The sequence below is a fragment of the Plantactinospora sp. BB1 genome (assembly GCF_003030385.1).
Taxonomy (GTDB): domain Bacteria; phylum Actinomycetota; class Actinomycetes; order Mycobacteriales; family Micromonosporaceae; genus Plantactinospora.
In genome coordinates this window covers 3,739,238-3,751,564 of record NZ_CP028159.1, presented here as the reverse complement: position 1 = coordinate 3,751,564, position 12,327 = coordinate 3,739,238, and the positions used below count along the sequence as shown (strand labels likewise).

The window sequence follows — 12,327 nt, the reverse complement described above, 5'->3', positions numbered from 1 at the left end:
TCCGGTGCGGTCAGACAGCGACCGTCTCTCCTGTCTTCCAGAGCCGGAACGCGAGGTCGTCAGCCTTGATCGGTGCCCGCTCGGTCAGGTTCCACGGCGACCTGCCGCAGGCCAGACCCTCGATCGCGGTCGCCTTCGACAGCCACTCCTGCACCGCCTGCCGGCTGGTGCCGCCCTGCTTGAACGCCCGGATCAGCACCGTCATCGCGTCGTACGCGGTCGCGCCCTCGAAGGTCAGCGGGTCGTCCGGGTACGCCTTCGCCCAGGACTCGGCGAGGGCCCGGCTGGCCTCGGACTCGTCGCCCAGCGGCGTCATGAAGTAGAGGCCGTCGGCGTCCTTGCCGGCGATCTCGCCGACCGCGATGTCACCGGCGGCCACGTTGCCGACGATCGGCACGTTCCAGCCGATCTCCGCCTTGCCCTTCACCACCGCCGCGTACGGGGTGCCGAAGCTGAACATCGCCACGAAGTCGGGATTCTTGCGCCGCAGCGAGACGAGTTGCGGTGCGAGGTTCGAGGCGGTCGGCTCGAACGTCTCGGACCCGACGATCTCCAGGTCGGACGCGCCGAGAATGGCGTCGAGCTGCTGCTTCGCCGAGGTGCCGTACGCGCCGGTGTCGGTGAAGATGCCGACCCGGCGGAAGTTGTTCCGGGCGGCGAAGTTGATGACGTTCCTGATCTGCTCCGAGTCCCGGGCGTTCACCTGGTACTGGAACGGGTTCTTGATCGAGTTGCTGGCGCCGAAGACGAACTCGGGCAGCCCGGCCGCCTCGACGGCGTTCGCCTGGGCGAGCGCGACCGGCGACGAGTGCGCCCCGAACATGGCGACCGCGCCGGCCTGGGCGAACCGGGTCACCAGCGGTACCGCCTCGCTGGGGTTGTTAGCGTCGTCCTGGAAGTCGACCTTGACGGAGATGTCGCCGAGTTCGCCGGACTCCTCGGCCTGCTTCAGGCGCAGCTCGATGCCCTTGCGGTACAGGTTCCCGGTCCGGGACACCGCGCCGGAGAACGGCAGCGCGACGCCGACCAGTACCTCGCCGGAGGCCGACTCCTCACCGGCGGCGGTGACGCTGCCGGAGTCGAGTGAGCAGGCCGAGAGGGCCCCGGCGGCGAGGACAACGGCCAGGGTGGTGCGGGTGCTCGCGGATATCCATCGTGGGGGTCGCCTGCGGTGGAACATCAGGTCTCCTATTCCGGCCGGCCGGTGTGGCGGCTGGCCTCTGCGCCCGAGCCGGGCGGGGTGGTGGAACGTCGCAATTCGGTGTGGCACCGCCGGGCGGTGCCGGCGCTCATCCCCAGGAGCCGGACGCGGTCATCGCCTGATCGCGATGGCCTTCGTCTCGACGTAGTCCTCGATCCCCTCGGTGCCGCCCTCCCGGCCCTGGCCGCTGTTCTTGAAGCCGCCGAAGGGCAGCTCCGGCCGGTTGGGCATGGCGTCGTTGACCCCGATGACGCCGAACTCCAGCCGCTCCATCGCGTCCCAGAGCCGGTTGAAGTCCGCGCCGAACACGTAGGCGGCCAGCCCGTACGTCGTGTCGTTGGCCCGGGCGACCACGTCGTCGCCGTCGTCGAACGGATAGACCGGGAGCACCGGCCCGAAGGTCTCCTCGTGGGCGATCTGCATCCCCTCGTGCACGTCGGTCAGCAGGGTCGGCTGGTGGAAGGCGCCCTTGAGCCGAGGGTCGTCCGGCGTCCAGCGCCCGCCGCCGGCCAGCACGGTGGCCCCCTTCGCGACCGCGTCCTCGACGTGCCGCTCGACCTTGGCCAGGCCGGCGAAGTCGATCAGCGGACCGGTCGTCACCCCGGCGTCGAGCCCGCGCCCGAGGCGCAGCGCGGCGATCCGCTCGGCGAGCCGGCCGGTCAGGTCGGCCAGCAGGGACCGGTGCACGAAGAGCCGATTGATCGAGATGCAGCTCTGGCCGGCGTTGGGGAACTTCGCGAACATCAGGTTGTCGACCGTGCTGTCCAGCTCCGCGTCCGGGAAGACGATGGCCGGCGAGTGGCCGCCCATCTCCAGCGAGACGCGCCGCAGCACGGCACCCGGCCGGCGGGCCAGGCTCAGCCCGACCTCGGTGGAGCCGGTGAAGCTCACCTTGCGGATCCGGGGATCGTCCATGACCGCGTTGACGACCTCGGCCGGCCGCGAGGTGGTGAGGACGTTGATCACGCCCGGCGGAAGCTGCTCGTTGATCAGCCTGGTCACCGCGACCGCGATCAGCGGGGTCTGCTCGGCCGGCTTGGCGACCACCGGCGAGCCGACCGAGAGCGACAGACCGATCTTGCGCATCAGCATGCTCGCCGGGAAGTTCCAGGGCGTGACAAGTAGCGCCGGACCGACCGGGGCGGTGAGGACGACGCCGCGGCCGTTCGCCGACGAGGGGGTGATCCGGCCGTACGCCCGGCGCCCCTCCTCGACCCCCCACTCCAGCATGGCGGCGCCCCGGAGGATCTCGCCGTGCGCCTCGGCGTACGGCTTGCCGTTTTCGACCGAGAGCAGCCGGGCGAGTCCCTCGGCGTGGGCGCGGATCGCCTGCACGGCGGCGCGCAGCCGGCCGGCCCGGGCCTCGGCCGCCTCGGTACGCCAGCCGTCGTAGGCGGCCACCGCCGCCTCGACCGCGGCGCGGGCCTCCGCCTCCCCGGCGTCGGCGGCGCGTCCGACGACGTCGAGCGTCGCCGGGTCGAGTACGTCGAAGGTGGTCTCGGCGGTCGTCCACTTCCCGGCGATGAGCAGGGTCCGACCGGGCTCGCCGGGCAGCAGGCCGGCGTCGAATTCCGCGGTGACGGGCTGAGCCACGACACTCACTCCTCTTCCTGGGTTGGGGATCGGGTCTGCGTAACCGCGCGGTCCGGGTCCGGCCGGAGCGCGGTGGATGCCGACGCGGCCGGCGCCGGTTCGAGCAGGGCGGTGCCGACGGTGGAGACGGGACCGCCCTGGGACTGGCCGTAGAGCCGGAGTCTCGTCCCGCCGTCGCCGCCGGCCGGGTCGGGCTCGACCCAGACCGTGAAGTCCGCGCCGACCAGGTCCATCCCCCGGTACGACGCCGACAGCTCCCGCAGCACGCTGCCGGTGCCGCCGTACTCCAGCGCGCCCCGGGCCAGCCAGGCCAGCTTCAGCAGGCCGTGCACGATGGTTCCGGGCAGGCCGCTGGCCCGCGCGTAGGACTCGTCGTAGTGCGCCTCGTAGAGGTCGTCGGTGGCGACCGCGTACTGGACGACGTCCCGACTGGAGACGGTGGCGGAGAAGACCCGGACCGCGTCCCCGGGCAGTTCCGCCCCGGTCGGCCGACCGGCTGCGGCGGGCCGCGCTCCGGCCGCCGTCGACGGTGCCGGCGGTACTGCCGACGACTCCGGGTACCGCCGGATCGCGGTGTACCGCAGCCTCGCCACCTCGACCGGGGTGTCGGCCCGGCGGTACACCGTCTCGATGGTGTAGATTTCCAGCCGGCCGGTCCGGCCGTTCTTGACCTCGGCGTCGATCACCGTGGAGTTCCGGACGAGCGCGTCGCCGACCCGGACGTCCGCCAGCCACCGGCACGCGTTGCCGCCGTTGAGCCGGGCCGGCGCGTCGGGGACGCCCAGGGCGAAGGCGTCCACGTACTGCGCGCTCAGGAAGGACGGTGGCACCAGTTCGGCCTGGCCGTCGGCCGGCAGATAGGGGTGCTGGGCGAGCCCGGAGACCTGCCGGACCCGCTCGGCCCGCCAGCGCTCGCAGACGAACGGCGCCCAGCCGGTGCTGTTGCCGACGATCGTCGACGGATCACGCATCGGGGCCTCCCGCCGGGTCGCGCTCCTCGTCCAGCCAGCTCGCCTCGCGCAGCGCGCTGCGTACCCGGGGGGCGATCGGCTGGTCGAGTTCCTCGTTGATGTGTGCGAGCAGTCCGGCGGTACGGCTGACGATCGCCATCCCCCGGTGCAGGTGCCAGGGGACGCCGGCACCGAGCAGGATCGCCGCCGCCGCTCCGGTGGCGTTCACCACGAGCCGCCGGCCGCTGCGCTCCTCGATCGCGGCGCCGACCTCGGCGAGCCAGCCGGTCTCCTCGGTCGCCACGTCCAGCTCGGACGCGACCTGGAGCAGCCGGATCGCCCGGGGATCACCGGTCCGGTGCAGTCCGTGCCCGAAGCCGGGTATCCGGCGGCCGTCGTCGAGGATCCGGCCGACCGCGTGCTCGGCCGCGACCCGGAGGCCGGTGCCGGCGCGTATCCGCGCACCGATCTCCGCCAGCAGCTTGCCGGCCTGCTCCATCGAGCCGAGCAGCGAGCTGCCGGCGCCGAGCACCCCGGCGGCCAGGGCGCCCTGGAGCGCGTCCGGCGCCGCCGAGTAGGTCAGCCGGGCGGCCAGGGCGCTCGGCTGCATCCCGTGGTCGACCAGGCTGACCAGCACGGCGTCGACCGCCCGGACCTGCGCGGCCGAGGGCCGCCGGCCGGTCACGGTGAGCAGCAGGGTCTCGGTGTACGAGGTGTGCCCGATCAGCTCCTCGACCAGGTCGTACCGGCGCAGTTCGATCCGCTGCGCGTTGGCGTGTCCGACGTTGGTGGAGATCCCGAGGTCCGGGCGGCGCACCGCCGGTTCGGAGGTCGCCTCGCTCATCGGCCGGCCCCACCGGTGGTGAAGGCCAGCGCGTCGAGGACCACGATCCGGCCGTCGACCACCCGGATCGGGTTGCACTCGATCTCGCCGATCCCCGCCGTGCCGTCCCGCACGACGGCGTCGAGCCGGGCCAGTACGGCAGCGAGCTGCTCGGCCAGTGCCGGCACGTCGACCGACGTCGGCGTCTCGAACTGTGCCCGGAGCTTGAGCCGCCGCAGCTCGTGTGCGACGTACCCCGGGTCGTACGGCGGCACCAGGGTCCGTACGTCGTCGATCTCGTTCGCCCAGATCCCGCCGCTGCCGAGCACGGCGCGGCTGCCGAACGTCGCGTCGGGCAGCACCCCGACGATCAGCTCCGGCCCGGCCGGTACCTGCTCGACGACGAGTGCCCTGGTCATGCCGAACTGCCCGGCCATCCGCTGGTACGCCGCCGCGAGCCGGTCCGGGCCGTCCAGCCCGACCTCGACCGCCCCCTGCCGGGCGCGGTGCGCCAGGAAGGGCTCGACGAGCTTGAGCACGCACGGGTACCCGATCTCGTCGGCCGCGGTGAGCGCCTCCGCCGCGCTGCCGACCCCGACCCGGCGCGGTGTGGGTACGCCCAGCCGGTCCAGCAGCGCCATCGTGCGCGCCTCGTCGAGGCCGTGCCGCTGCCCGTCCCCGAGCCACGGCAGGTCGTCCCGGAGCGCCCCGCCGAGGTCGACCGTGGTCGCCGGACCGGACCGGCCGGGTGCCTGCCGCTGGCCGTGTCGACCGGCGCGGACGAGCCCCATCCCGCGCAGTGCCCGGGCCGGGTCGGCGCCGACCACCAGGCCGGCCTGGGCGGCCGCGAGGCGGATCCGGTCACTGACGCCGAGCCAGGAGAGCACCAGCGGGCTGCGCAGTTCGGCACGGGTGCGGACGAGGATGTCGATCAGCTTCTCCCCGAGGTACTCCATGCTGCCGAGGAAGACCAGCAGCGTGTCGACCGAGGGGTCGCGGTCGAGGATCCGCAGGGTGTTCGCCATCAGGTCGACGTCGTTGATCACCTGGGCGGTGAAGTCGATCGGGTTCGTCAGTCCGGCGAACGCCGGCAGTGCCGCCCGCAGCTCCCGCATGGTCTCGTCGGCGAGGTCGGTCAGCGGTACGCCGTACCGGTCGCAGGCGTCCGACAGGTACGCCGCCGCGCCGCCGGAGTTGGTCGCCACCGCCAGCCCGTCGACCGGGGTCTCGATGGTCAGGGCGCGGGCGACGTCGACGGCGTCGTCCATGCTCGCCAGCCGGACCGCGCCGAACCGGTCGAAGACGGCGTCGAAGGCACTGTCGACACCGGAGAACTGCGCGGTGTGCGAGGCGACCGACCGGCTCCCCCGCTCGGACGCGCCGGACTTCAGCAGGAAGACCGGCTTGCCGGCGGACTGCAACTCGCCGAGTGCGACCGCCAACTGGTCGCCGTCGGCGACGCCCTCGACGTAGCCGAGCACGGCCGAGGTGGCCGGGTCGGTGGCGAGGTAGCGCAGGTAGTCGGGGAACGTCACCCCCGCCTCGTTGCCGGTGGCGACGACGTGTGAGAAGCGGCCGCCCGCCCAGTACGCCTCGGTCAGCAGGTTGAAGGCGGTGCCGCCGCTCTGCGAGACCAGCGCCACCCCGCCCGGCTCGATCGCCGGCATGGTTTCCAGGGTCGTCGCGAACGTCGCGAAGGAGCGGTGCGCGAACGACGCGAGCCCGAGGCTGTTCGGTCCGGCGAGCGCTATTCCGGCCGATTCGGCGATGCGGGACAGCCGATCCTGGAGCGCCTTTCCGTCGGCGCCGGTCTCGGCGAATCCGCCGCCGAACACCACGGCCGCCCGCGCCCCGCGCTCGGCCGCCTGTTCCAGCGCGGCGACCGCCGCCTCCGCCGGAATGCAGATGACGAACAGCTCGACATCCGCCGGCAGTGCGGCGATGTCGGGATAGCAGCGGAGGCCCTGCACCGACTCGTACTTGGGGTTGACCGGGTAGACCGACCCTCGGTAGCCACGGTCGGCGAGGATGCGCAGCGGGCGGCCGCCGATCCGGTCGGGCCGGTCGGACGCGCCGACGACAGCGATGCTCGACGGCCGCAACAGGTAGCGGATCGACTCGTACCGCGGAGTCTGCATGGATTCTCCGTTCCAGGGGCCGACCGCCCGCAGCCAGGACGAACGGGGCCAGGGCCGGTGGTGATGATCGCAGAGTATGTGCACCGGGTGTTGTGAATGTCAACAGTCTCGCGCCAGGTCGTTCGTCGGCGGGACGGCCTGCGGCGACGGCACGGACCACGCCCGATTCCCGGACATCGACACGGCTGCGCGCGCCGGGCCCGCGAAGATCGACCGGACGCCCGGCCGTGACCGGCACCGCCCGGCACGGCCGGCTCGGAGCGGTCCGGATCCGGCGTGGCAAACTTGCCCGCATGGTGGACGCGACCGCAGGCGGGGAGACCCTGGCGCCGGATCTGGTGATTACCGAGCTGCTCTCATTTCGGCTGCACCGGGTGGTCAACGCATTCGAGCGCAGTGCGGCCCTGCTCTTCCGCCGGGAATTCGATGTCAGCCTCGGTGAATGGCGAGCGTTGGCGCTGCTCGGAGGCGGAGTGGCGAGCACCACGAATCGCATTGCCCGACTCGCCGGCATCGACCCCGCTCAAATGAGCCGCATCGTCACCAAACTCGCCGACCGCGGTTTCGTCGTCCGTTCCAGCGGCCCCGGCAACAGTTCACCCCTCTCCCTGACGCCGGCCGGCCTGCGCACCTACCGGGGTCTGATCGCGGCGGCGCGGGCCCGGAACACCGCGTTCCTCTCCGCCCTCACCGAGGAGGAGATCGTCCATCTCAACAGCGCGCTGGAGAAGCTCGCGACCCTCGCCATCGGCATGGAGCGGGCCGGGCCGAACTGCGACGGCGGCCCGACCACGGAAATCGGGCGGTGATCCCCTCGGTCACCCCGGCCGCCAGGTCCCGGAGAGGACGCGCGAGCCGGCCGGGGCGGACCGGGAACGGTCGGCAGGCATAGCTCAGGCGATCCGGTCCAGGTCGCGACCGCGTACCCGGCCCGCCAGCGGTTGACCGTTGGCCAGCCGGGCCACCTCGGCCACCGCGTGTTCGCCGAGCCGCCTCAGCTCGTGCCCCTGCGAGCCGGCCAGGTGGGGCGTGACCAGGACGTTCGGCAGCCGCAGCAGCGGGTGGTCCGCCGGCAGCGGCTCCGGTTCGGTGACGTCGAGCACGGCGTCGATCCGGCCGCTACGGCAGTGCTCGGTGAGGGCGGCGGTGTCCACAAGCGAGCCCCGGGCGGTGTTGACCACCGTCGCGCCGTCCGGCAGCAGGGCCAGTCGCCGGGAGTCGAGCAGGTGGCGGGTCTCCGGCAGCTCGGGCGCGTGGATGCTGACCACGTCGCTGCGGCGGCAGAGTTCGTCGGCGTCGACGAGTTCGGCGCCGAGCTGTCGCGCCTCGGCCGTGCTCAGGTACGGGTCGGCGAGCAGCGGCTGGACGTCGAAGGCGCGCAGGCGCTCCAGGACGAGCCGGCCGATCCGGGACGCCCCGATCACCCCGACCGTTCGGCCGTACAGGCCGGTGCCGGTGCCGGAGCGCCAATCGCCGCCGGTCCGGTCGTGGGCGTACCAGTGGGCCCGGACGAGCGCCCGCTTGCCGGCGAAGACGACGGCCGCCACGGTGTACTCGGCGACCGGTACGGCGTTGGCCTGCGCTGCCGAGGAAACGGCGATGCCGCGCTCGAAGACGGCCGGGGTGACGTGTCTCTTCACCGAGCCGGCGGCGTGCACCACGGCGCGCAGCCGGGGGGTGGCCGCGAGCACCCGCTCGTCGATCGGCGGGCAGCCCCAGGCGGTGACCAGCACCTCGATCTCGCCCAGCGCGGCCCGGGCCACCGGGGTGTCGAACGAGGTGAGGACCGCGTCCGGCGCCAGTCGGACCAGCGTCCGCAGCCGCTGTAGCAGATCCGTGGGGAAGAGGGCGGGCAGCGCCCAGGGCTGCATGGCGAGGGCGGCGGCGGGGCGGTCCGGCACGGATCGGTCTCCTGAGCTGGCTGTTGTGTAAACGGTTACCTAAGCAGGAGCCTAGGCAGACAGAGGGCAAGAGGTCTATGGGTTGACTCGCCTAGGTAAACGCTTTATCTTCGTGCCACCTTGTTTCGGTCACATGACGATCGTGATGATGGGAGGCCGCCGGGTGAGTGCCACCGATACCAGGCGGCCGTCGGAGATCCGGGATTCCGGGCGCTCCACCGCCGCCGCCACCGGCCCCCGGCGCCGGCTCGGCCACCGCCAGCGGATCCGGCGCGATCTGGTCCTCCTGCTGCTCATGGCGCCGGGGGTGGCCTACTTCCTGGTCTTCCACTACGGCGCGCTCTTCGGCAACACGCTCGCCTTCGTCGACTACGTGCCGTTCCTGGGACTGGCCGGCAGCGAGTGGGTCGGGCCGGACAACTTCCGGCAGATGTTCGGCGACCCCGAGTTCTGGAACGCGGTACGCAACACGCTGGTGATCGCCGCGCTCCAGCTCGTCTTCTTCTTCCCCGCCCCGCTCGCCCTGGCGCTGCTGCTGCACAGCCTGGTGGGCAGCACCGTCAAGCGGTTCGTGCAGAGCGTCGTCTACCTGCCGCACTTCCTCTCCTGGGTGATCGTCCTGGCCCTCTTCCAACACATGCTCGGCGGCGCGGGCGTGCTAAACGGCTGGTTGGGCGAACTCGGCCTCGGCTCGGTACACGTGATGGGCAACCCCGACACCTACCGGCCGCTGGTCGTCGCGCAGCTGATCTGGAAGGAGTGCGGCTGGGCCACGATCATCTTCCTGGCCGCACTCTCCCAGGTGGACGAGCAGCAGTACGAGGCGTCGGCGCTGGACGGTGCCGGCTGGTGGCGGCGACTGTGGCACGTGACGCTGCCCGGCATCCGCCCGGTACTGGTGCTGCTGCTGGTGCTGCGGCTCGGCGAGTTCCTCGACGTCGGCTTCGAGCAGTTCTTCCTACAGCGCCAGGCGGTCGGCCCGGAGGCCGGCGAGGTGCTCGACACCTTCGTCTACTTCACCGGCTTCGCCAACGGCGAGTTCGGGTACGCGGCCGCCGCCGGCCTGTTCAAGGGGGTCATCGGGGTGGCCCTGGTCTACACCGCGAACAAGGTCGCGCACCGGCTCGGCGAGCAGGGGGTGTACCACCGATGAGAGCCGTGGTCCGGCAGAGCCGGGCGAGCTACCCCGCCTGGCAGGGCAGGCCGGGTCCGGGGATCCGGATCGCCAAGGCGGTCGCGCTGGCCGTCGTCGTGCTGCTCGTTCTCTTTCCGATGTGGACGGTGGTGGCGACCAGCCTGGCCGAGCCGCAGGACGTGATCGCGAACGGCGGCTGGGTGGTCTGGCCACGGCGGGTCAGCTTCGAGGCGTACGCGGAGATTCTCGACGGCGGCATCGTGACGCGGGCGCTGCTGGTCAGCGCGGGCGTCACCGTGGTCGGCACGGCACTGAGCCTGGCCTGCACGGTCGCCCTCGCCTACGCGCTGAGCCGCCCCGGCCGCTACGGCGGGCGGCCGGTACTGCTGCTGGTGCTCTTCACGTTCCTCTTCCCGCCCGGGATGATCCCGCTGTTCCTGGTGGTGCGCAGCACCGGGCTGTTCGACCAGTACGCGGCGCTGGTCCTGCCGTTCCTGGTGAACGTCTTCAACCTCGTGGTGATGCGGGGCTTCTTCCAGTCGATCCCGGCCGAGCTGCTGGAGGCGGCCCGGATCGACGGTGCCGGCGACTGGGCGGTGCTGTGGCGGGTGGTGCTACCCCTGTCCAAGGCGGTACTCGCGGTCGTCGGGCTCTTCTACGCGGTCGCCTACTGGAACCGCTTCTTCGAGGCCATCATCTACTTCAACGACCAGTCGAGGTGGCCGATCGGCACGGTCCTGCGGCAGTACGTCACCAGCGGGGCCGACATCACCGGTGAGGCCTCCGCCGTCGCCGCGCCCCAGTCGACCCAGATGGCCGTGGTCGTGCTCGCCACCGCGCCGATCGTCTGCGTCTACCCGTTCCTCCAGCGCTACTTCGTCAAGGGCGTACTCACCGGAGCCCTCAAGGCCTGATCTCCACCCTCCCGAGAGGACGGATGCGATGACTCTGCACGCTACCCGGCGGTCGGTGCTGAAGCTGGCCGGCGTCGGCGCGCTCGCCGGCACCGCCGGACCGCTGCTCGCCGGCTGCGGCGACGGTTCCGGCGGCGACGTCGGCAACGCCGGCAAGGACCTCGTGCCCTGGCCCACCTACCTGCCGTTCGCCGGCCCGCCACCGGACGCGCCCGGCGACGAGACCGGAGTGCAGCCGCTCTACCTGAGCTACCCGAAGCAGGTGGTCCGGTCGGTCGCCGACACCGTCGGGGACGGCTCCGACGTCACCGCGATGGTCATCACGTACGGCGCACCGCCCAGGCCGGTGGAGGCGAACAGGTACTGGCAGGCGATCAACAAGGCGCTCAACGTCAACCTCAGGGTCGTGGTCGTACCCGACGCCGAGTACGGCCAGAAGATGGCCACCCTGATGGCCTCCGGCGACGACCTGCCGGACATCATCATGTTCACCAACCTCGCCCTGCCCCGCGCCGCGGAGTTCGTCCAGGCCCGCTGCGCCGACCTCTCCGACCTGGTCGGCGGCGACGCGGTCCGGGACTACCCCAACCTGGCCAACATCCCGACCCGCACCTGGCAGGGCATGGGCCGGATCAACGGCCGGATCTACGGCGTCCCGCTGGAACGGCCCGTCCCCGGCAACAGCCTCTTCGTCAACCGCACCGCGCTGAACCAGGCGGGCGTGCCGAAGGACTGGGACGTCGAGGGGTACGTCGCCGGGACGAGGAAGGTCACCGGCGGCCGGCGGTGGGGCATCGCCGGCTCCAAGTCGCTCTTCGGCGGCCTCGGCGCGGTCACCTACCACGCCGGGTCGATGGGCGCGCCGAACGGTTGGCGGGTGGAGGACGGGAAGTTCGTCAGTACCCTGACCACCCCGCAGTTCGAGGAGGCGCTGGGCGTCATGCGGCGCCTCGCCGAGGCCGGCGCGTACCACCCGGACACCCTCACGCTGAGCGCCACCGACCTCCAGACGTTCTGGTACAACGGCACGGTGGTGTCGATCACCGACGGGTTCGGCACCGTGGCGCTGTCGAACATCTCCAAGATCGACCGTCGGTTCGAGTTCGACCTCGGTCGGCCGTACGGGCCGAATCCGACGCCGTGGCGCGGCAACAGCCTCTTCGGCTACGTCACCTTCAAGAAGGCGAGCACCGACCGGGTCAGGATGCTGCTGCGGATCAGCGACTACCTCAGCGCCCCGTTCGGCACCGCCGAATTCGAGCTGGCGAACTACGGCGTCGAGGGCGTCCACCACACCAAGGACGCCGACGGGATCAGGACGACCGAGCTGTACAAGGTGGAGAACAACACCAACCTGCCGGTCAAGTACCTCGGGGTCGCGCCCTCCGTGCTGTATCTCCCCGGCTTTCCCGAGGCGGCCCGGGCCGCCCACGAGTGGGAGAAGGCGGTCCTGCCGAAGAGCGTCGCCAACCCGGAGGTGGGGCTGCGCTCGGCGACCGTGAGCAGCAAGGGCGCCGAGCTGAGCCGGATCGCCGGTGACGCGGTCTCGGCGATCGTGTTCGGCCGCCGGGCGGTCTCCTCCTGGAAGGACGCGGTCAGCCAGTGGCGCCAGGCCGGCGGCGACCGGGTCGCCGAGGAACTCGCCGTCGAGTACGCGGCGGCGAAGTGACGA

The 12,327-nt window shown here is 72.0% G+C and carries 10 protein-coding genes; 4 read left to right on the top strand and 6 right to left on the bottom strand.

Going from position 1 to position 12,327, the window contains the following annotated elements; genetic code table 11:
- Positions 1–10: 10 nt before the first annotated feature.
- From C6W10_RS16425 to C6W10_RS16405, 5 genes are all read right to left on the bottom strand, one after another.
- Positions 11–1,180 carry an ABC transporter substrate-binding protein gene (locus tag C6W10_RS16425; protein WP_107258831.1) on the bottom strand — a complete coding sequence of 390 codons (1,170 nt, stop codon included), beginning with the start codon at positions 1,178–1,180 and terminating at the stop codon, positions 11–13.
- Positions 1,181–1,312: 132 nt separating this feature from the next.
- The gene (locus C6W10_RS16420; RefSeq protein WP_234361793.1) at positions 1,313–2,794 is read right to left on the bottom strand and encodes an NAD-dependent succinate-semialdehyde dehydrogenase; all 1,482 of its coding nucleotides are present in this window, start codon (positions 2,792–2,794) and stop codon (positions 1,313–1,315) included.
- A gap of 5 nt (positions 2,795–2,799) precedes the next feature.
- The gene (locus C6W10_RS16415) at positions 2,800–3,765 is read right to left on the bottom strand and encodes a MaoC family dehydratase N-terminal domain-containing protein (RefSeq protein WP_107258830.1); all 966 of its coding nucleotides are present in this window, start codon (positions 3,763–3,765) and stop codon (positions 2,800–2,802) included.
- Entirely contained in the window at positions 3,758–4,588 is an 831-nt protein-coding gene (locus C6W10_RS16410; protein ID WP_107258829.1) for a citryl-CoA lyase, read from the bottom strand. The genes C6W10_RS16415 and C6W10_RS16410 overlap by 8 nt, the downstream gene beginning before the upstream one ends.
- Positions 4,585–6,705 carry an acetate--CoA ligase family protein gene (locus tag C6W10_RS16405; RefSeq protein ID WP_107258828.1) on the bottom strand — a complete coding sequence of 707 codons (2,121 nt, stop codon included), beginning with the start codon at positions 6,703–6,705 and terminating at the stop codon, positions 4,585–4,587. The genes C6W10_RS16410 and C6W10_RS16405 overlap by 4 nt, the downstream gene beginning before the upstream one ends.
- A 293-nt stretch (positions 6,706–6,998) precedes the next feature.
- Between C6W10_RS16405 and C6W10_RS16400 the strand changes: the two genes are divergently transcribed.
- A complete protein-coding gene (locus tag C6W10_RS16400) occupies positions 6,999–7,514 on the top strand; it encodes a MarR family winged helix-turn-helix transcriptional regulator (RefSeq protein WP_107263993.1) in 516 nt (171 codons plus the stop codon).
- Positions 7,515–7,598: 84 nt separating this feature from the next.
- Here C6W10_RS16400 and C6W10_RS16395 read toward each other — a convergent pair whose 3' ends face one another.
- A complete protein-coding gene (locus tag C6W10_RS16395) occupies positions 7,599–8,606 on the bottom strand; it encodes a hydroxyacid dehydrogenase (RefSeq protein WP_234361791.1) in 1,008 nt (335 codons plus the stop codon).
- Between the two features lie 163 nt (positions 8,607–8,769).
- On the opposite strand from C6W10_RS16395, the gene C6W10_RS16390 reads away from it, so the two are divergent.
- From C6W10_RS16390 to C6W10_RS16380, 3 genes are read left to right on the top strand one after another with little or no spacing between them, the layout of a single operon-like run.
- Positions 8,770–9,759: a sugar ABC transporter permease gene (locus C6W10_RS16390; protein ID WP_234361790.1), complete on the top strand. Its 990-nt coding sequence runs from the start codon at positions 8,770–8,772 to the stop codon at positions 9,757–9,759.
- Positions 9,756–10,655, top strand: coding sequence for a carbohydrate ABC transporter permease (locus C6W10_RS16385; RefSeq protein WP_107258827.1), 900 nt, complete (start codon positions 9,756–9,758; stop codon positions 10,653–10,655). Before C6W10_RS16390 ends, C6W10_RS16385 begins: the two co-directional genes overlap by 4 nt.
- A gap of 28 nt (positions 10,656–10,683) precedes the next feature.
- Entirely contained in the window at positions 10,684–12,324 is a 1,641-nt protein-coding gene (locus tag C6W10_RS16380) for an extracellular solute-binding protein (protein ID WP_159104606.1), read from the top strand.
- Positions 12,325–12,327 lie beyond the last annotated feature (3 nt).